The 19,008-nt window shown below is 66.9% G+C and carries 17 protein-coding genes; 1 reads left to right on the top strand and 16 read right to left on the bottom strand.

The window, feature by feature from the left end:
* Positions 1-249: 249 nt before the first annotated feature.
* The 16 genes from bamA to ROV95_RS15700 form a co-directional block, all read right to left on the bottom strand.
* Positions 250-2,613 carry an outer membrane protein assembly factor BamA gene (bamA, locus tag ROV95_RS15775; protein ID WP_021204147.1) on the bottom strand — a complete coding sequence of 788 codons (2,364 nt, stop codon included), beginning with the start codon at positions 2,611-2,613 and terminating at the stop codon, positions 250-252.
* Between the two features lie 74 nt (positions 2,614-2,687).
* Positions 2,688-4,046, bottom strand: a complete 1,359-nt coding sequence (gene rseP, locus ROV95_RS15770; RefSeq protein ID WP_021204146.1) for an RIP metalloprotease RseP — start codon at positions 4,044-4,046, stop codon at positions 2,688-2,690.
* 55 nt (positions 4,047-4,101) lie between these two features.
* Positions 4,102-5,292, bottom strand: coding sequence for a 1-deoxy-D-xylulose-5-phosphate reductoisomerase (locus tag ROV95_RS15765; RefSeq protein ID WP_021204145.1), 1,191 nt, complete (start codon positions 5,290-5,292; stop codon positions 4,102-4,104).
* Positions 5,293-5,294: 2 nt separating this feature from the next.
* Positions 5,295-6,131 carry a phosphatidate cytidylyltransferase gene (locus ROV95_RS15760; RefSeq protein WP_312545249.1) on the bottom strand — a complete coding sequence of 279 codons (837 nt, stop codon included), beginning with the start codon at positions 6,129-6,131 and terminating at the stop codon, positions 5,295-5,297.
* Positions 6,128-6,895, bottom strand: a complete 768-nt coding sequence (uppS, locus tag ROV95_RS15755; RefSeq protein ID WP_019659124.1) for a polyprenyl diphosphate synthase — start codon at positions 6,893-6,895, stop codon at positions 6,128-6,130. Before uppS ends, ROV95_RS15760 begins: the two co-directional genes overlap by 4 nt.
* Positions 6,896-6,900: 5 nt before the next feature.
* Positions 6,901-7,455 (bottom strand): ribosome recycling factor, encoded by a 555-nt coding sequence (gene frr, locus ROV95_RS15750; protein ID WP_312545248.1) that lies wholly within the window; start codon positions 7,453-7,455, stop codon positions 6,901-6,903.
* Positions 7,456-7,551: 96 nt separating this feature from the next.
* Positions 7,552-8,280, bottom strand: a complete 729-nt coding sequence (pyrH, locus tag ROV95_RS15745) for a UMP kinase (protein WP_019659122.1) — start codon at positions 8,278-8,280, stop codon at positions 7,552-7,554.
* A gap of 121 nt (positions 8,281-8,401) precedes the next feature.
* The gene (locus ROV95_RS15740; RefSeq protein WP_021204144.1) at positions 8,402-9,940 is read right to left on the bottom strand and encodes a GGDEF domain-containing protein; all 1,539 of its coding nucleotides are present in this window, start codon (positions 9,938-9,940) and stop codon (positions 8,402-8,404) included.
* Positions 9,941-10,201: 261 nt separating this feature from the next.
* Entirely contained in the window at positions 10,202-11,077 is an 876-nt protein-coding gene (tsf, locus tag ROV95_RS15735) for a translation elongation factor Ts (RefSeq protein ID WP_019659120.1), read from the bottom strand.
* A gap of 125 nt (positions 11,078-11,202) precedes the next feature.
* On the bottom strand, positions 11,203-12,009 hold the full coding sequence (rpsB, locus tag ROV95_RS15730) for a 30S ribosomal protein S2 (RefSeq protein ID WP_005408748.1): 807 nt from the start codon (positions 12,007-12,009) through the stop codon (positions 11,203-11,205).
* Positions 12,010-12,229: 220 nt separating this feature from the next.
* Positions 12,230-12,925 carry a molecular chaperone gene (locus ROV95_RS15725; RefSeq protein WP_171952261.1) on the bottom strand — a complete coding sequence of 232 codons (696 nt, stop codon included), beginning with the start codon at positions 12,923-12,925 and terminating at the stop codon, positions 12,230-12,232.
* Entirely contained in the window at positions 12,925-13,167 is a 243-nt protein-coding gene (locus ROV95_RS15720; RefSeq protein ID WP_238558860.1) for a hypothetical protein, read from the bottom strand. Before ROV95_RS15720 ends, ROV95_RS15725 begins: the two co-directional genes overlap by 1 nt.
* 125 nt (positions 13,168-13,292) lie before the next feature.
* Complete coding sequence (locus ROV95_RS15715) at positions 13,293-14,330, bottom strand: spore coat U domain-containing protein (RefSeq protein ID WP_312545243.1); 1,038 nt, start codon at positions 14,328-14,330, stop codon at positions 13,293-13,295.
* Positions 14,327-16,693, bottom strand: coding sequence for a fimbria/pilus outer membrane usher protein (locus ROV95_RS15710; protein ID WP_312545241.1), 2,367 nt, complete (start codon positions 16,691-16,693; stop codon positions 14,327-14,329). Before ROV95_RS15710 ends, ROV95_RS15715 begins: the two co-directional genes overlap by 4 nt.
* A 7-nt stretch (positions 16,694-16,700) precedes the next feature.
* Positions 16,701-17,450: a molecular chaperone gene (locus ROV95_RS15705; RefSeq protein WP_134729442.1), complete on the bottom strand. Its 750-nt coding sequence runs from the start codon at positions 17,448-17,450 to the stop codon at positions 16,701-16,703.
* Positions 17,450-17,980, bottom strand: a complete 531-nt coding sequence (locus ROV95_RS15700; protein ID WP_019659113.1) for a spore coat U domain-containing protein — start codon at positions 17,978-17,980, stop codon at positions 17,450-17,452. Before ROV95_RS15700 ends, ROV95_RS15705 begins: the two co-directional genes overlap by 1 nt.
* A 242-nt stretch (positions 17,981-18,222) precedes the next feature.
* Between ROV95_RS15700 and map the strand changes: the two genes are divergently transcribed.
* A complete protein-coding gene (gene map, locus ROV95_RS15695; protein ID WP_032955117.1) occupies positions 18,223-19,008 on the top strand; it encodes a type I methionyl aminopeptidase in 786 nt (261 codons plus the stop codon).

The following is a 19,008-nucleotide window of genomic DNA, read 5'->3' as shown; positions in this document are numbered from 1 at the left end:
GCCTCGGGCCCATGGCGCCAACGGTCCTGGTCAGCCCCCTGCGCCATCACCAGATGATTTCACGCGAGCGCGGGAAGTAACGGCGGCGGCGAGCAAGTAAAACGAAAACGCCGGGCAATGCCCGGCGCTTCGCGCCCCGTCTGGTGGAGAGCCCCCCTTTGTTAAGGGGGGCGCGCCAGCGGCGCGGGGGATAGGTGAAATGCGCGGGCAATTCACCGGAGGTGGATCAGTTCTGAGGAACAGAGTTCCTCAGAACTGGCCACCGAACGTGAATTGCAGGCGCTCGATCTTGTCATCGTCTTCCTTCTTCAGCGGGAAGGCGTAGCTGATCGAGATCGGGCCGACCGGGGCGCGCCACAGCAGGGCCACACCGGTGGACACGCGCAGCTCGTTGGCCTTGAAGTTGTCCACGCCGGTATACACGTTACCGAAGTCGACGAAGGCCGACACACGCGCCGACGGGCTGTCGAACAGGCGCGGGAAGTAGGCCTCCACCGACCCAACGGTCTTCAGCGAACCACCCAGCGGCTGGCCTTCCGGATAACCGGTGGTGACTTCGCGCGGGCCGAGTGTGTTGTCCTCGAAGCCGCGCACCGAGTTGGTACCACCGGCGTAGAAGTTCTCGAAGAACGGCAGGCCGCTGGCGGTGACGGTGCGGGTGGTGCCATCCGGATTGGTCAGCGTACGGGTGTAGTCGTTGCCGTAGGCATCGCCGTAGCCGATTTCGGCACGGGTGTTGATCACCAGCGACGGCATGATCGGCCAGTACTTGCTGATCTGGTAGTTCAGCTTGTAGTACTCGATGGTCGAACCCGGCAGCGTGGTTTCCAGGCCGATGCGCTGGTAGGTACCGCGCGTGGGCATGAAGTAGTCGTTGCGCGAGTCGCGCGCCCAGCCCAGCTCGGTGCGCCATGCGTGGAAGGTGCGCTTACCGACTGCATTGATGTAGTCGATGATCGACTGCGGGGTCGAGCCTTGGTAAGTGGTGATCTGGTTGCTGTCGATGCCGAACATCAGCGAGACGGTATCGGTCTCGGTCAGCGGCACGCCAAACACCACCTGCGCGGCACCGTTGGTGCTGTTGTACTGCGCGGTGTTGAAGTCGGAGTAGTCCAGTTCGCGCCAGGACAGGTTGTAGCCCAGCGAGACGCCGTCATCGGTGAAGTACGGGTTGGTGTAGCTGAAGCCGTAACGCTGCAGGTAGCTGCTGCGCGAGGCTTCGACCGACACGCGGTTGCCGCCGCCGAGGAAGTTGTTCTGCGACAGCTGCACCGACGTGGTCATGCCGTAGGACTGCGAGTAACCCAGGCCGAACACGAAGCTGCCCGAGGTGGTTTCCTTGACGTTGTAGACGACGTCGACCTGGTCGTTGCTGCCGCTGACGGCCGGGGTCTCGACGTCCACCGATTCGAAGTAGCCCAAGCGCTGCAGGCGGATCTTGGAACGATCGATCGCGGCCTGCGAGTACCAGCTGTTCTCGAACTGGCGCATTTCGCGACGCATCACTTCGTCGGACGTACGCGTGTTCCCGCGGAACAGGATGCGACGCACCGACACGCGCGGGCCGGGCACGACCTGCATGTTGATCGCCACGGTCTGCTCGGCGCGGTTGGTGGTCGGGATCGGGTTCACCTTGGCGAACGCGTAGCCGATGTTGGACAGCGAATTGGTGATGGTGTCCGAGCTGAACTCCAGCAGCGCACGCGAGAACGTATCGCCGGACTTCTGGATCACCATGCGCTCGACGTCCTCCTGCGGGAGGATGGTGTCACCGCTGACCTTGATCTCGGAGATCTTGTACTGCGCACCTTCGGTCACGCCGGCGGTGAGGAACATGTCGCGCTTGTCGGGGCTGATCGACACCTGGGTCGAATCGATGCTGAAGTCGACATAGCCGCGGTCCAGGTACCAGGAATTGAGCTTTTCCAGGTCGCCGGACAGCTTTTCCTTGGAGTACTGGTCGTCACGGCGGTACCAGGACGCCCAGTTGTGCTCCTTGGACTCCCAGGTTTCCAGGATGTCCTTGCTCTCGAACTTTTCGGTGCCCACCAGGTTGACGTGGCGGATCTTGGCCGCCTTGCCTTCCTTGATGGCGATGGCGATGTCCACGCGGTTGCGGTCCAGCGGGCTCACCGTGGGGGTGATCTCGACGTTGTACTTGCCGCGGTCGTTGTACTGGCGGCGAAGTTCCTGGGTCACGCGGTCCAGGCTCAGCCGATCAAAGGTGCCGCCCTCGGTCAGGCCGATGTCGGACAGGCCCTTGAGCAGCTGCTCGGACTTGATGTCCTTGTTGCCGGTCACGGTCAGCTTGTTGATCGCCGGGCGTTCCTTGACGGTCACTACCAGGATGCTGCCCTGTCGGTCCAGCTGCACATCCTCGAAGAAGCCGGTCTTGTACAGGGCGCGGATCGTCTCGCCGACCTTGCTGTCGGTGACCGTCTCGCCACGTTCCACCGGCAGGTAGGTGAACACCGTGCCCGAGCTGATGCGCTGCAGGCCGTCGACGCGGATGTCGCTGACAGTGAAGGGCTCGGCTGCCTGGGCCAGGGCGGGGGCGCCGGTGACGGCGGCAAGGGCGAGGGCCAGCAGGCGGCGATTGGGGAGTCGCGTCATGTCACGTCCGGTAGGAAGGTCGATTTCATTGGTGCGGGATGCCGACGCTGTAGACGGCAACAACGTGGAAAAGTTCATCGCGGGACCAGGCCGAGGATGTCGTTGTAGAACGCCAACCCCATCAGCCCGGCCAGCAACGCCAGGCCGATGTACTGGCCGGCGGCGATGGCACGCTCGCTCAGCGGGCTGCCCTTGACCAACTCGATAAGGTAATACAGCAGGTGGCCGCCGTCCAAGATCGGGATCGGCAGCAGGTTGATGATGCACAGGCTGAGGGACAGCAGGGCAAGGAACTGCAGGAACCAGTCGAGGCCGCGCTTGGCCGAGACATTGGCCACCCGGGCGATGGTGACTGGCCCGGACACGTTCTGCAGCGAGGCCTTGCCGGTGACGATTCGGCCCATCATGCCCAGCGAATCTGCCGCCAGGCGGCCGGTTTCGCGCACAGCCACGGTGACCGCGTCGAGCGGGCCATAGCGAAGCAGGGTGTCGTAGGGAGGGCTGAACGAAGTCGGGAACTGCACGCCGATCTGCCAGGTCGGTTCACCCCTGGAATCCTTGCCCTGGCGCGGGGTGACTTCCAGCGCCAGGCGTTCACCGCCGCGCAGGACCTCGATCATGCCAGGGCCGCCGGCGCGGCCCAGCGTCTGGATCTCGCCGATGACCTGATCGGCACCATCGATGCGCTGGCCATCAATGGCCACGATCAGGTCCCCCGGCTGCAGCTGCCCGGCCACCACCGAATCCGGCGTCAGCGAGTCGACCAGCGCCGGCTGCAGCCACGACTGCCAGTACAGGCCGGCCAGGATCGGCACCCGCCGCTCATCGAAACCTGCCGGCAGCTGCGACAGCGGCAGAGTGCGCATGCGTACCTGGTCAGCCGTATCCAGCACCTCCAGCCTCACGTCGCGGCGGTCCATCGCGGCCGCGGTCAGCGCCATGCTGGCTTCACCGAGGGTAACGACCGGGCGCTCGTCCACGCGCAGCACGCGGTCACCGCTGGCCAGCCCGGCACTGGCAGCGATGCCGCTGACACGGCCGATCGTCGGCGAATAATCCTGCTTGCCGATCACGAACATCGCCCACAGCAGCAGGATGCACAGCAGCAGGTTGGCGATCGGGCCGGCGGCAACGATGGCAATGCGCTGCCAGACGCTCTTGTGGTTGAAGGCCTGGCCGCGCTCGTGGGGGTGGACTTCAACCTCGCGTTCGTCGAGGAACTTCACGTAGCCGCCGAGCGGGATGGCGGCAATGGCGAACTCGGTGCCGTGCCTGTCCCGGCGAGACCACAGCGGCCGGCCGAAGCCGACCGAGAAGCGCAGGATCTTGACCCCGCACAGGCGCCCGACCCAGTAATGCCCGAACTCGTGGAACGTGACCAGCAGCCCGAGGCTGACAATCATCCACCAGACCGATCCGATGAAGTCAGTCATGCAGGCTCACAATGGCGGGCAGGGGCGGCGGCGTCATGCTGGGCGAGGCAGTCGTTCAGGCGGCGTCGATGGCGTTCAGGGTGAGCTGGCGTGCCCGCTGGTCGGCGCACAACAGGACCTCCAGTGTATCGGCTGGCTGGGTCGGCAGTGTTGAAAGAGCGTTAGCAACCAGCTTCGGGATGGTCAGGAAACCGATCCGGCCCTGAAGAAACGCTGAAACCGCCTCTTCATTGGCGGCGTTCAGCACCGCCGGTGCGGTGCCGCCGGCCTGCATGGCCTGCCAGGCCAGCGCAAGACAGGGGAACGCGTCCGTGTCCGGGGCCTCGAAATCCAGCCGGCCCTGGGCCAGCAGATCCAGCCCGGCCACGCCCGATTCGATGCGTTGCGGCCAGCCCAGGCCAACGGCGAGGGTGGTGCGCATGTCCGGCAGGCCCATCTGTGCCAGGGTCGAACCGTCAACGAACTCGACCAGCGAATGGACCAGGCTCTGCGGGTGCACCAGTACCTCGATGCGTTCGCCGGGTACGCCGAACAGGTGGTGGGCCTCGATGACTTCCAGGCCCTTGTTCATCAACGTCGCCGAATCGACCGAGATCTTCGGCCCCATCGACCATTTCGGGTGGGCAACGGCCTGGGCCGGGGTGACCTGGGCCAGTTCGTCGCGGCTGCGGCCACGGAATGGGCCGCCGGAGGCGGTCAGCAGGATCCGGCGCACGCCGGCGCCATCAACGCTGGCATCGCGTGAGCGCAGGCACTGGAAGATTGCGCTGTGTTCGCTGTCGATCGGGATGATCTCGGCGCCCGCGCGTTCAGCGGTGCGGGTCAGCAGCTCACCGGCCAGTACCAGTGATTCCTTGTTGGCCAGCAGGATGCGCTTTCCCGCGGCGGCTGCGGCCAGGGTGGAAGACAGCCCGGCTGCGCCAACGATCGCGGCGACCACGGTGTCGCAGGCGTCACTGGCGGCCAACTGGTCCAGCGCGGCATGGCCGGCATGCGCCTCGGTGGACAGCCCCGCATCGCGGAGGCCGTCGCGCAGTTCGGTGAACAGCGCTTCGTCGGCGATGACCGCGTGCGCTGGCCTGTGCTGGCGGCACAGTGCCAGCAGCGCCTGCACCTGGCGGCCGGCAGCGAGCACCGTGGCCTGGTAGCGGTGCGGGTGGCGGGCGATCACGTCCAGCGTGGAAGCACCGATCGAGCCGGTGGCGCCGAACACGGCGACCCGGCGCAGGTCTGCGACAGCATTCATGGTCAGAATCCGAAGATTTCCTTGCCGAGTGCGAACACCGGCACGGCAGCCAGGACACCGTCGACACGATCGAGCACACCACCATGGCCCGGAATCAGGTTTCCGGAGTCCTTGGCGCCGGCGTGGCGCTTGATCAGGCTTTCGAACAGGTCACCCAGCACCGAGGCGAACACGGCCACCACCGAGGTGATCAGCAGGCCTGGCAGGTGCCCGGCGTCGATGCCGGCCAGCCAGCCCAGGCCGAGGGCCACGGCGACACCGGCCAGCAGGCCGCCGAGCAGGCCTTCCCAGGTCTTGTTGGGGCTGATCCGTGGGGCCAGCTTGTGCTTGCCGAAGTGACGACCGGCGAAATAGGCGCCCGAATCGGCCGCCCAGACCAGTGCCAGCGCAGCCAGCAGCCACAGGTGGCCCTGCCTGCCCGGCGGATCGCCGCCGGCATGGATCAGCACCAGCGCAGCCCAGGCCGGAACGATGGCCAGCGTACCGGCCAGCATCTTCACGATGCGCGAGGGTGGCGACGGCTGCGCACCGAAGTTGAAGAAGCGCAACCAGACCAGCGCGGCCAGCCACCAGGCCACGCCGGCCAGGGTGGTGATCTGGAACAGCACCAGCGTGCTGCCATCGGCCCAGACCAGCAGCACCATCAGCAGCAGGTTCAGTACCAGCAGCACGGTACGCGCCAGGGTGTCTTCGATGCCGGCCAGCTTCAGCCATTCCCACAGGCCGATCAGCAGCACCGCAGCGGCCGCCGCTGCCAGCCACTGGGTCGGCAGCAGCAGGATCGCGGCAATGGCGACCGGCGCCATGATCAGCGCGGCAAGGACTCGGATCTTGGTCATGGGCTGGAAGTCTCGGTGGCCAGTGCGGCGATCTGGGCGCTGGTCAGGCCGAAACGACGCTCACGTCTGCCATAGGCGTCCAGCGCCTGCTGCAGCTGCCCGGCATCGAAGTCCGGCCACAGGGCATCGGTGAACCACAGCTCGGTATAGGCCAGCTGCCACAGCAGGAAGTTGCTGATGCGGGTGTCGCCACCGGTGCGGATGAACAGGTCCGGCGGTGGCAGGTCGGCCAGGGCCACCTGGCTGCCCAGCAGCGATTCATCGATCTGCTCGGGCAGAAGGCGACCGGCCGCCACTTCGACGGCCAGGGCGCGCGCGGCGCGGGCGATGTCCTGGCGGCCGCCGTAGCTGGCGGCGATCGACAGGGTCAGGGTGGTGTTGTCGGCGGTGCGCTGCTCGGCCAGCTGCATGCGGCTGACCAGCCCTGCACCGAAGCGCTCGCGTTCGCCGATGAAGCGAACGCGCACGCCACGCCGATGCAGCTCGTCCACTTCGCGGTCGAGCGCGCCGAGGAACAGCTTCATCAGGGCATCGACTTCTTCCTGCGGCCGGCCCCAGTTCTCGCTGGAAAACGCGAACAGGGTCAGCGCCGGTATGCCCAGTTCAAGGCAGCGCTCGATGGTGCGGTTGACCGCGCGCGCGCCGGCCCGGTGGCCGATCACGCGCGGACGACGGCGCTGCTGTGCCCAGCGCCCATTGCCATCCATGATGATGGCGATGTGGCGGGGCAGGGCGGCCGGCAACGGAGGTGGGACTGAAGGCATCGACTTCAGACCGACAGCAGTTCTTTTTCCTTGTCGGCAACGACCTTGTCGACATCCTTGATGTTGGTGTCGGTCAACTTCTGGATGTCGTCTTCACCGCGCTTCTTCTCGTCTTCGCTGATCGCCTTGTCCTTGACCAGCTTGGCGATTTCCTTGTTCGCGTCCTGGCGGATGTTGCGGATCGCGATCTTCGCGCCTTCGCCTTCCTTCTGCACCTGCTTGACCAGCTCCTTGCGGCGCTCTTCGGTCGGCGGCGGCAGGTTGATGCGGATCGCAGTGCCCAGCGTGTTCGGGGTGAATTCGGCGTTGTAGAGACCCTTTTCGATCTCCTTGATCATGCCCTTGTCGAACGGCGTGACCAGCAGCGAGTGCGCGTCGGCGTTGGAGATCGACGCGACCTGGTTCAGTGGGGTGCTGGCGTTGCCATAGGCGCTGACCGTGACACGGTCCAGCAGGGCCGGGGTGGCGCGGCCGGTGCGGATCGAGGTGAGGGTGTGCTTCAGAGCGTCGATGCTCTTGGCCATGCGCGTCTGCGCGTTGTTCTTGATGTCGTTGAGCATCGCCGGGTCCTGGGTGTAACTGGAATCGGGCGATTATAGGCGAATACGGGACGCTGCCGGGCCTGAATCGGCCCGGAGCTCGCCTGGCGCTCAGGCTCAGGCCGGGTCGCGGCCCTGGACCAGGGTGCCGATGTTCGCGCCGCTGAGGATCTTCAGCAGCTCACCCGGCTGGCCCATGTCGAACACGCGCATCGGCAGGTCGCTGTCGCGGGCCAGCGCGAAGGCCGCCGTATCCATCACTTCCAGGCCGCGGCGGATGACTTCGTCGTAGCTCAGGCTGTCGAAGCGGACCGCGTCGCTGTGCTTGTTCGGGTCCTTGTCGTACACGCCATCGACCTTGGTGGCCTTCAGCAGCAGGTCGGCGCCGATCTCGATCGCGCGCAGCGCGGCGCCGGAGTCGGTGGTGAAGAACGGGCTGCCGACGCCAGCGGCGAAAATCACCAGGCGGCCCTTTTCCAGATGGCGGATGGCGCGGCGGCGGATGTAGTCCTCGCACACGTCGTTGATCTTGATCGCGCTCATCACGCGGGCCTTGGCGCCCAGTTTCTCGAGGGCGTCCTGCATGGCCAGGGCGTTGATGACCGTGGCCAGCATGCCCATCTGGTCGCCGGTGACCCGGTCCATGCCGCCAGCGGCCAGGCCGGCGCCGCGGAAGATGTTGCCGCCGCCGATCACCAGTGCCACTTCGGCACCGGCCTGCTGGGCTTCGATGACCTCGCGGGCCAGGCGGTTGATGACCTTCGGGTCGATGCCGTAGTCCTCATCTCCCATCAGCGCCTCCCCGGACAGTTTCAGGAGGATGCGGCGATAGGCGAGCTTGGACATGGGGACCTCGGGTGCGTGGAAATCGCGGGGGATTCTACGCGCATGCGGCGTAGGGCCAAAGTGTTTTGTGCACTGCGGCGCGAAATCCTGCCATCCGCCCCGGTCATGCAGGGCGTCCCGTTCAGCCCAGCTCGGCGCCGGCGGTGGCTGAAAGCTCGTCGTGGCCGAGCGCACCGGGGGAGCGGGCGATCACCCGGTTACGGCCCAGGTTCTTCGAGCGGTACAGCACGTCGTCGGCGGCGCGCAGGAGGTCCTGCACGTCGGCAAAGCGCTCGTAGCCGCCCTGGGTAGCCACGCCGGCGGAGAAGGTGACGAACAGCGGCCCTCCCTCCAGTTCGGCCATCGGCGTGGCGACGATGTTTGCCAGTACGCGCCGGATTACGTCAAGGGCCACGGACTCACTGGTATTGGGCAGCAGCGCGACGAATTCCTCGCCGCCGAAGCGGGCCACGGTATCGCTATGGCGCAGCTGGCCCTGCAGCTTGCCGGCAAAGGCGCGCAGCACCTCGTCGCCGGTCAGGTGGCCGTGGGCGTCGTTGATCTTCTTGAAGTCATCCAGGTCGATGAAGGCCACCGACAGCGGCCAGCCCTGACGCCCGGCGCGCAGGAACTCCTGCTCGAGCACCGCCTCCAGCTGGCGCCGGTTGAGCACGCCGGTCAGGGCGTCGCGGTGGGCCTGGTCAGCCAGGCGCTTGGCCCGCGCCTCGAATTCGTCGGCGCGGCGGCGTGCCTGCTCGGCATCCTGCAGCTCGCGCAGGTTGCGCAGGGTGGCCAGCTCCTGCGCGTGGTCGATCAGCTCGCGGACCCGCGAGGGCGAGTTCAGGCCGGCCTCGAACAGGCTGGCGATATCCGGCAGGGCCTCGCTGATGCGGGTCAGCACCTGGTCGAAACGGGCGCTGTCGAGTTCCAGCCGCTCATGCACCTGGTGCAGGGCGCGCTCGCGGGCGGCATCGGCGTCATCGTCCAGCCAGATGTCGGCAACGGCGCCGGACAGCTGCACGCAGGCCTGGAACGGCGAATCGGCGGCGTCGTCGTCCTCGCTGTGGCTGATGCTCTCAACCAGATAGCGTGGCAGGCCCCATTGCTCGGCCACCCAGGCGCCGACATCGGCGTGGCTGCAGCCGAGCGCGTCGCGTTCGCGGGCGACCAGGTCCGTGTTGTCACGGGCTTCGCGCAGCAGCGGCAGGTAACGCTCCGATTCGGCCTGGGCCAGGCACAGCACGCCCAGGTCCTGCAGCAGCCCGGCCAGCATCAGTTCCTCCAGCCGGCGCAGGCCGCGGGCCTGGCCCAGCTGGCTGGCGGCCAGTGCACTGAGAATGCTGCGCTTCCACGCGCGCTGGCGCAGGTCGTGGTCGGCGCCTGCGCCGCCGGTCAGGCCCTGGGTGACGGTGAAACCCAGGGCAAGGCTGATTGTGGCGTTAAGGCCGAGCATGGTCAGTGCCTGGCCAAGGTTCTCGATGCGGCGGCGGCTGGCGTACAGCGGCGAATTGGCGATGCGCAGCATGCGAGCGCTCAGCGCCATGTCGATGGCGATGATGTCGGCGGCGGTGGCGATATCCGCTTCCGGGTCCTGTGCCAGCTCGATGATGCGCAGGGCAATACCGGGCGGCGAGGGCAGGTTGCGGCAGAGCGCCAGGGCAGCTGTCAGCTCGGGAGGCATGTCGGGTCGTTCAATTCCATTAGGACAAGAATACCTAGGAATGCATCACAGTCCGCGATTTTCCTTCCTGCTACGCGACTGTGGATTCCCTGCGCCGAGTATCGGCTTGATTCGCGCGCAACGCAAAGAGCCCTGATATCGGGCTGTGCCTGGCGTCAGTGCGCGCACCAACGGTGCCCACTCACCGATGCAGTGGGTACAAAAAAAGAGCCGCGGTTTCCCGCGGCTCCTTCTGGTCGCTTCACAGCCGGAGGGCTGGAATCAGACCTGCATCGCCTTGGCAACTTCGGCGGCGTAGTCTTCCACCACCTTCTCGATGCCTTCGCCGACGATCAGCAGCTTGAAGCCAGCCACATCGGCGCCAGCGGCCTTGACCACCTGCTCGACGGTGGTGTCGCCCAGCACGTAGGTCTGGCCGTACAGGGTCACGTCGCTGACGATCTTGTTGATCTTGCCGCTGATGATCTTTTCCAGGATCTCGGCCGGCTTGGCCTTGTCCTTCTCGGACATCTTGGCCAGCTCGATTTCCTTTTCCTTTTCGACGAAGTCGGCCGGAACGTCCGCAGCCTTGTTGTGCGGCGGCTTCAGCGCGGCCACGTGCATGGCCAGGCCGCGGGCCAGCTCGACGTCGCCGCCGATCAGGTCAACCAGCACGCCGACCTTGCCGTTGGTGTGGACGTAGGCGCCGATGTTGCCGGTGGTGTCGACCTTGACCATGCGGCGGATCTGGATGTTCTCACCCAGGGTCTGCACGGCGGTGGCGCGGGCTTCTTCAACGGTGCGGCCATCGGCCAGCGTGGCAGCCTTCACGGCTTCCACGTCGTTGGCGCCCGATGCCAGGGCGGCAGCGGCGACGGCGTTGACGAAGGTCTTGAAGTTGTCGTCGTTGGCGACGAAGTCGGTTTCCGAGTTGACTTCGACCAGCACGGCCTTGCCGCCATCCTGGGCCAGGCCCAGACGGCCTTCGGCGGCCACGCGGTCAGCCTTCTTGTCGGCCTTGGCAGCGCCGGACTTGCGCATGGCTTCAGCAGCGGCGTTGATGTCGCCGTTGGCTTCGGTAAGCGCCTTCTTGCATTCCATCATGCCGGCGCCGGTGCGCTCGCGCAGTTCCTTGACCAGGGAAGCAGTGATTTCCACGGGATTACCTCACGAAAGAAAGGGGTTGGGCCGGCATGGTGGCCGGCCCGTGTGACACGGTCCTGTCACGCGCCAAGGGCTGCGTGCAGGAGGGTGGACGCCGGGCGTCCACCCTGTGGCCTGGATCAGGCCTGGGCGTCGTCGCCCTTCTTGGCAGCCTTCTTGGCCGGAGCGCGGCGGGCCGGCTTCTCTTCGCCTTCGGCAGCGGCTTCAGCGAACTCTTCCTCACGCACCGAAGCGGCGTGCGGAGCAGCAGCCTTGCCTTCCAGCACGGCGTCGGCAGCGGCGCGGGCGTACAGCTGCACAGCGCGGATGGCGTCGTCGTTGCCCGGGATGGCGTAATCAACCAGTTCCGGGTTGTAGTTGGTGTCGACCACGGCGATGACCGGGATGCCCAGCTTCTTGGCTTCCTTGATCGCGATGTCTTCGTGGCCGATGTCGATCACGAAGATCGCGTCCGGCAGGCGGTTCATGTCCTTGATGCCGCCCAGCGAGGCTTCCAGCTTGTCGCGCTCGCGACGCAGGCCCAGCACTTCGTGCTTGACCAGCTTCTCGAAGGTGCCGTCGGTTTCACCGGCTTCCAGTTCCTTCAGGCGGGCAACCGACTGCTTGACGGTACGGAAGTTGGTCAGGGTGCCGCCCAGCCAGCGCTGGTTCATGAACGGCATGCCGCAACGCTCGGCTTCTTCCTTGATGGTTTCGCGGGCGCTGCGCTTGGTGCCCAGGAACAGGACGGTGCCGCGCTTCTGGGCAACCGACGAGATGAAGTTCATCGCGTCATTGAACAGCGGGACGGTCTTTTCCAGGTTGATGATGTGGATCTTGCCGCGGGCGCCGAAGATGTACGGAGCCATCTTGGGGTTCCAGTAGCGGGTCTGGTGGCCGAAGTGGACGCCGGCTTCCAGCATCTGACGCATGGTGACCTGGGGCATTGCAATACTCCTGATATGGAACCAGCGATTCCGCCCGCGGGAATAGGTATGCGGGACGCGTGGAAGCGCGATCGGTTCCGGGGTTGGGCTTCCCTGTTGCCTCCGTGGCCGAACTCCTTGCGGAGCACCCCGGCACGGATGGGGGCAGCAGGTGTGGATTCACCGGTGACGTCCGGTGTGGACGGGTTCCCGCGCACGCAGGCGGCAGGAATCCGGACGATTATAGCCCGCTGCGGGCGCTCGCTGCAATTGCGGGGTCAGATGCGGCCAGATCGACCTCGCGGCCGTCCTGCAGGCGTGCCCGGAAGCGGCCACCTGCGTAACTGTCCGCGCGGGCGGGCAGGGGCCAGCGTCGTTCATGGCCGGCGAGGATGTAGCCGGCCAGCCCGCCCACCAGCACTGTCGATTGGCCGTCCGCCGCGATGAAGCGCAGGTCGTGCAGGCGGCCGTGCAGCGTACCGCAGTTGCTGAGTCGCAACGCAGGCTGCGACCCCAGGGCCTCGATCCGACCCTGCAGGCGGGCGTGCAGCACTGGCGCCGCGGCGCCCCGGAACAGCGGTAGCGAGTAGCGCGGCAGCCCTGCCAGCGCCGGCGTCAGCACGATCCTGTAGGCCTGTTCACCCATTGCCGCGGCCGGATCGCGTGGCAGCAGCCAGACGCGCTGCGTACCGCCCGGGGCGAGATCCAGCCGCGCCGGGCTGACCCGGATCTGGTCGCTGGGCTGCAGTCGTTCGGCGTCCAGCTGCTGATCCCAGGCCAGCACCTGCACGTGGCCCTGCCAGCGGCCGGGCCCGGGATTGCGTAGCCACAGCTCGGCGCGGCCGCCTTCGGCCGGCAGCTGCAGGGTGGTAGGCAACACCTCAAGCGCCGCAGCCGGCCGCGCCAGCAGTGCAAGCAGGATCAGCAGCGCGCGCATCAGTAGATGAGGGTCACGGCGGGTGTTGCGTTCTCGTCCGTCGCCGGTGGTGCGAGCTCGCGCACCTGGGATGGCAGCTGGGGTGTATCGCTGCGCTGGTGCGGCGCCGTACAGCGCGCGCCACCGGTGTCGTCGCTGCAGGAGTCGACCACGGTCAGCCGGATCTGCAGGGAGCTGCTGGGTTCGGCCAAGGCCGGCGTACTGGCGACCAGCATCGCCGCGATCGAAAATGTGCGAACCACCTGCCATCCACCATGCTGAAAGACTTGCTGCGCGGTATCGGCGGGATGTGCCGGAACTGTAGCGCCGAGCCGGCGCTCGGCACGGCCTTCGTCCGGTGGGTGCCGACCGTTGGTCGGCACGCCGGTCAATAGGTGATCGTCACCGTCACCAGGTCGTTGTAGGTACCAGCCGGGGGCTGGCCGGTGACCGGCGGCACCCGGCCGTAGATGGTCAGCTGCTGTGCGCTGCCGGTGCCGGTGCCGCTGGCCGTGTCGACAGTCAACGTATTGCCCCAGCGCAGGCTCCGGGCCGAGTCCCGGTACAGCTCGTAGGGAAGGTAGTAGGTACTGCCGCCGATGGTGGTGGCCATGCGGCGGATGCTGGTCGCGGCAGGGTTGTTCCGGCCGTTGTTGAGTCCGACCTGGAAGGCGGTGTTCTTCAGGCAGGTCAGTGTCAGAGTGGCGGTCCGGTCGATGTTGGCGGGAATGCCGCCGGTGACGTTGCCGAAGTTCATGTCGGTGGTGACGTAGCTGCCGCACTGCGGCAGCACATTGGCGCTGGCGGTGAAACTGAAGGCTGCGCTTGCGCTGTTGGTGCCGGTGGCGCCGCCGTTGCAGGTGGCGGGCACTGTGGCATTGCCGAGCAGGACCTCGTTCCAGGCCCAGGTCAACACCACGTCGGCGCCGCTGAAGGTGCTGCTGTAGGCGCCGGAGGCCAGGATCTGATTGGCCGGAATCTGCCCGAACAGCTGCACGGACTGCGCACCGCTGCCGCCGGCGACCAGCGGCACGCTGTAGGTCATGGTCAGTTCCTGTGCCGGGGGCGTGCCGCGCGGGACCAACCCCGTCACCTGGCTGAAGTTCGAGGAGTTGTAGAGCTGGAAGTTCATGCTGTCGCTGCTGCTGGTCTTCATCGTCCGCCAGCTTGAACTGCTGCCGCCACCACTGCCTGCGCCGATGCCGACGCAGACGCGCACACCGGTTGTGGCCAGCGCGCTCAGCGCGGCGGTGGTGCATGTCACCGTGATATTGAGGTTGGCCGTGCTCGGGCCAGGCGCATTGCTGTTGATGTTGCCGAACGGCAGCGTTGGATTGGCGACCGCGGTGCAGACCGCGACGGCGCGGGCCGGTCCTGCCGCCAGCAGGCCAGCGAACAGCAGCAGGCCGAGCAGCAACGTCCTCATGGCGCCACCTCCGGAACGCACTGCAGCGGCGCCGGTTTCGGCCGCGCGCCGGTCGCCACCACCCTGGGCGGGTCGGGGACCTTCACCCGGCAGGGGCCGCGGCTGGTGGTGACGTACAGCACGCTGCCGGCGGCAACGTCTTCCAGGTACAGCAGGCCGTCATAGCCGACCGTGGCCTGGCGGCCATCGGGCAGCTGCACCTCGCTGCCCACCTCCAGCGGCTGCCCGTCCATTGCCAGCAGGGTCAGGCTCAGCGACGGTCGCGAGCGCAGCTCGAAGGCAATCCGGGTGCCGGCGCGCTGGCGCGGGGTCACCCAATTCTCGATGCGGTCGGCACGCATGTCCTCGGGCAGGTCCAGGGTGTCGATCGAGACCCGGTTGCGCTGCCAGGACAGCAACGGGCTGACCAGCAGCAGGCCGCGATCATCGGTGACGCCGATCAGGCGGTTTTCCAGCCGCACCGGCACGCCGCCGACGCCACTGGTGCTGATCACCGCGAACGCGTCCGACACTTCGCGCGTGGCGAAGGTGTGGCCACCCATCCACACCACGCTGCCGCTGGCGCTGGCGTAGGCATAGTTCAGCCCGCCCTGGCGCGAGGCGCCGAACGAATAGCGGCCGGTATCGTTGAGGATGCCGACCTCGGCCAGGCCGCCATTGCCGTCCTCGCCATGGCGCAGCTGTGCGCGCCAGCCGACGCCGCCGGCACTGCCATCCCCGGGCACCGGCTGGGTCACGTCCGCGACCCAGCTCTGGCTGTCGCCGTTGCGTTGGCTCGAGAGGCTGGCCTGGCGGTTGTTGCCCAGACTGGCGGTCAGCGACAGGTAGATGCTGCGGTCGTCGCTCTGGTCCAGGTTCTGGTTCAGCGACAGGTAGGCCGACCAGCGCTGGCTCCAGCTGCGCGACCAGAACAGGCTGGCGTAGCGGTTGTCGTCGCCGTCGGGGTAGCGCAGGCGCAGGTAGCTTGCGCTGAGCGTGCCCAGCCGCAGCAGGTCCAGGCCGAGGGTGGCCTGCTCGCTGATGCTCGGTGGCAGGTTGCCCTGCAGTGCGCCCAGGTCGCGGTAGTCGCCGTGGCTGCGCACGCTGCGCAGATTGACGTTGAAGCGGCGGTTGTTCCAGCTGTAGCCCAGCGCCCATTGCCCGCCCTGCAGGCCGTGGTAATCACTGCGTGCATAGGCCGCATTGAACACGCCGGCAGCGCCGAGCAGCCACCAGCCGCCGATGCCGGCCTGGGCCAGGCCGCCGCCGCCTTCGGCATGCGCCTCGCCAGTGAAGGCATCGCTGATGCCGCCGCGCCAGCTGGCACTGGCCACCGTGCGATCGTCGTAGCCGAAGGAGCGCTGGCCGAAGTCCTCGCGCAGCTGGCCGACGCCGACCGACCAGTCCGAAAGGCCCTTGGCCAGCAGTTGCTGAGTGCCATAGAAACTGAAATCCAGTGTCTGCATGCGGCCGAACGCATCGGTTACCACCACCTGCGCATTGCCGGTGCCGCTGATACCAGGCTGTGCCGCCAGCTGGAAGGGACCGACCGGGACCTGTCCGCTGTACTGGCGCAGGCCATCCACGTACAGCTCGACCGTGGAGGGCACCACGGCCTGGCCGAGGAAGCTCGGCGTGGGCGTCAGTACGCGATAGGGCTGCAGCCCGTAGTTGCGACCGATCTGCACGCCACCCAGGCGCACTGGCCGGGTCCAGTCGACGAAGCCGCTGTAGAAGTCGCCGACCTCCAGCGTCGTTGCGCTGTCGGGGAAGTCCAGGCTCCAGCGGGTGTCCAGGCGCACGCTTTCGCCGCGCCAACGGCGATCACCGGGTTGCTGGTAGCGGCGGCTGATGGCGGTGTTCTCAAAAGTCCCGTTGCCGATGCCGAACACGCGCAGCTCCGAGCTCAGGCTGAGGTTGCCGAGCGTGTCCACCCGGCTGCCGTATACGTCGTAGTTGAGCAGCACGCCCGGCGAGGCAGTGCCAGTCGGCGCACGCGCCTGCGGCCGGCTGAGCACCGTGGTCGGCAGGGTCAGCTGGTCCAGCGGCACATCCAGCGCCAGGGTCTGCATGTGCGCGTCGTAGCGCACCACCGCGCCACTGATCTGGTCCAGGTAGACCGGTACCTCGCCGCTGGCATTGAAGCCGAGCTGGCGCAACACCTCGGGGCTGGCCTGAAGCCGGCCGCGGTTCTCGATGAACGGCAGCAGGCCGCGTGGCGTGCTGTTGAGCGACACATCCAGGTACAGCGTCTGGCTGGCGGTCAGTGGGGTCGGGGGCGGCAGGGTGGCATCGGCCGACACGCCGGAGACATCAACGGCCGCGCCGGACGCATCGGCGGCCTCGGTCGCCGCGGGAGCCAGGGCAGCCAGCAACGCGCCCATCAAGGCCTCAGCGAGCCGGTGGGGGCGACAGTGGCGTCTGTTCCGACTCGCCATTGAGCTTGGCCGTGATCTGGTCGTTGTCGCGGTCGATCGCCACGCGCTCGATCGGCCAGCGCATCACCTGGCCCGGCAGCACGTAGCCCAGCAATCCGGGATGGACGATGCGCGGACGCGTGGCGCTGCCCAGCGCAAGATCGGCGATCTGCGCGTAGCTGTCACCCGTATTGGCCACCTCCACGCCATTGCGGCCATCCGCCAGTGTCACCAGGCGGGCCTGCAACTGTGGGGCGAGGGCGCCGGCCGAAGGCTGCACGAACACGGGGATCGAATAGCGCAGGACGAACTGCATGCCCTCGGCACGCGTGGCCAGGTCCGGGATCTGGTCCACGATCAACCGGTAGTGCCGTTGTGCAGGCGGTGGCTCGTTGTCCGGACGCATCACCCGCACCAGTTGCTGCTGGCCCGCAGCCAGTTCCTGCATGGGCGGTGTGGCCATCAGCTCATCGGTGGGCAGCAGCCGTTCCTGGCCGTCCTGCTGCACCCAGCGGAACACGCGCACCTGCAGCTTCACCGGCGCGGTGCCGCTGTTGGTCAGCCATAGCTCAGCCGCACGCTGGCGCGCCTCCAGCTGCAGGCTGGTCGGCGCGACCTGCAGGCTGGTGGCGCCGGCGGTGGCGGTGGCCAGCAGGCACAGGGCGAGCAGCGCCACGCCGGTGGCGCGCCACGGGCGGAGTCCGGCCATGCGGGCGTGCTCCATCAATAGGTGATCGTGGCGGTAACCGTATCCAGGTAGCTGCCGGTGGCCGGGTTGTTGGTGCTCAGGTTCAGGATCTGGCCGTAGACAACGTACGGCACGGCCAGGCCGGTGCCGATGCCGGCCTGGGTATTGGTGCCGGTTGTGGATCCCCAGACCAGGGTATGCGCGGCATCCTGGTAGAGCTGGTAGCCGACATAGTTGTTGGCGGTCACGGCGGCATTGGTGTTCTTCATGCGCCGCGTGGTGACGTCGTTTGCGGTGCCCGCGTTGGCGCCCGCATTCAGCGCGATCGTGTACGGCGTCAGCGCCGAGCACTGCGCGGTGACCGTGCCCTGGCCGAGGGTGGGCGTGGCGGTGGTCGACGCCGCCGTGCCGAAGTCGACGTTGGTAGCGGCCGCGGCCGTGATGGTGCAGGCCTTGGTGACCACCAGCGTGACGTTGAAGGTGGTGGTATCTGCGGCCAGGGCCGGGCTGGACAGCAGGAGGCCGGCGAAGGCCCAGGCAAGCGGAGAACGAAGCGCGGATCGCATGGACAACCTCCCTGACCCGAAGGTCCGTTGAACAAGGCGAAGGCGGCACGATCGGCACCGCTTCGGCGACGGTGACCCCAGCTTAGGTGGCGTAAGTGTCTGTAATCTGTGATAAACAGGCGGGCGAAAGGGTGGAGGGCATCACGCTTTCATTTTCCTTGCCGAAAGCGTGCATGGCCCGGTGCATGGCCCGGAATGCCAGTTGGGTGGCGTTCGTTCAGATTGCGGCCGGATCGGCGATAATGGGTGCCATGAGCGTGAATCTGAAAACCCCGCAGGAAATCGAGATGATGCGCATCGCCGGCCGCTTGGCCAGCGAAGTGCTGGACATCGTCACCCCCCACGTCAAGCCCGGTGTCACCACCGAGGAGCTGGACCGCATCTGCCACGACCACATCGTCAACGTGCAGGGCGCCATTCCGGCCAACGTCGGCTACCGCGGCTTCCCGAAGACCGTGTGCACCTCGGTCAACAATGTCATCTGCCACGGCATCCCCAGTGAAGGGAAGGTGCTCAAGGATGGCGACATCATCAATATCGATGTCACCGTCATCAAGGACGGTTGGCACGGCGATACCAGCCGCATGTACTTCGTCGGCACGCCGTCGGTGATGGCCCGCCGCCTGGTGGAAACCACCTACGAAGCCATGTGGCGCGGCATCCGCGCCGTGCGTCCGGGCGCCACCCTGGGCGACATCGGCCATGCCATCCAGAGCTATGCCGAAGGCGAGCGTTTCAGCGTGGTGCGCGAGTACTGCGGCCACGGCATCGGCAAGGTCTACCACGATGAGCCGCAGGTGGTGCATTACGGCCGCCCGGGCCAGGGCCTGGTGCTGCAGCCGGGCATGACCTTCACCATCGAACCGATGATCAACGAGGGCACCCGCTACAACAAGGTGCTGCCGGATGGCTGGACCGTGGTGACCAAGGACCGCAAGCTGTCGGCGCAGTGGGAGCACATGGTCGCGGTCACCGAGACCGGCGTCGACGTGCTGACCCTGTCGCCGGGCGAGTCGCAGGTTTCCTGA

The organism is Stenotrophomonas maltophilia group sp. msm1 (genome assembly GCF_032025805.1).
Classification (GTDB): domain Bacteria; phylum Pseudomonadota; class Gammaproteobacteria; order Xanthomonadales; family Xanthomonadaceae; genus Stenotrophomonas; species Stenotrophomonas hibiscicola.
The sequence above is the reverse complement of the archived record's forward strand: the minus strand, read 5'-3'. Positions and strand labels throughout refer to the sequence as shown.

Coding starts and splice junctions, on each gene's coding strand:
- bamA (WP_021204147.1), bottom strand. CDS start 2,613: ATGACGCGACTCCCCAATCGCCGCCTGCTGGCCCTCGCCCTTGCCGCC.
- rseP (WP_021204146.1), bottom strand. CDS start 4,046: ATGACTGACTTCATCGGATCGGTCTGGTGGATGATTGTCAGCCTCGGG.
- ROV95_RS15765 (WP_021204145.1), bottom strand. CDS start 5,292: ATGAATGCTGTCGCAGACCTGCGCCGGGTCGCCGTGTTCGGCGCCACC.
- ROV95_RS15760 (WP_312545249.1), bottom strand. CDS start 6,131: ATGACCAAGATCCGAGTCCTTGCCGCGCTGATCATGGCGCCGGTCGCC.
- uppS (WP_019659124.1), bottom strand. CDS start 6,895: ATGCCTTCAGTCCCACCTCCGTTGCCGGCCGCCCTGCCCCGCCACATC.
- frr (WP_312545248.1), bottom strand. CDS start 7,455: ATGCTCAACGACATCAAGAACAACGCGCAGACGCGCATGGCCAAGAGC.
- pyrH (WP_019659122.1), bottom strand. CDS start 8,280: ATGTCCAAGCTCGCCTATCGCCGCATCCTCCTGAAACTGTCCGGGGAG.
- ROV95_RS15740 (WP_021204144.1), bottom strand. CDS start 9,940: ATGCCTCCCGAGCTGACAGCTGCCCTGGCGCTCTGCCGCAACCTGCCC.
- rpsB (WP_005408748.1), bottom strand. CDS start 12,009: ATGCCCCAGGTCACCATGCGTCAGATGCTGGAAGCCGGCGTCCACTTC.
- ROV95_RS15725 (WP_171952261.1), bottom strand. CDS start 12,925: ATGCGCGCGCTGCTGATCCTGCTTGCACTGCTGGCGCGGCCGGCTGCG.
- ROV95_RS15715 (WP_312545243.1), bottom strand. CDS start 14,330: ATGAGGACGTTGCTGCTCGGCCTGCTGCTGTTCGCTGGCCTGCTGGCG.
- ROV95_RS15710 (WP_312545241.1), bottom strand. CDS start 16,693: ATGGGCGCGTTGCTGGCTGCCCTGGCTCCCGCGGCGACCGAGGCCGCC.
- ROV95_RS15705 (WP_134729442.1), bottom strand. CDS start 17,450: ATGGAGCACGCCCGCATGGCCGGACTCCGCCCGTGGCGCGCCACCGGC.
- ROV95_RS15700 (WP_019659113.1), bottom strand. CDS start 17,980: ATGCGATCCGCGCTTCGTTCTCCGCTTGCCTGGGCCTTCGCCGGCCTC.
- map (WP_032955117.1), top strand. CDS start 18,223: ATGGGTGCCATGAGCGTGAATCTGAAAACCCCGCAGGAAATCGAGATG.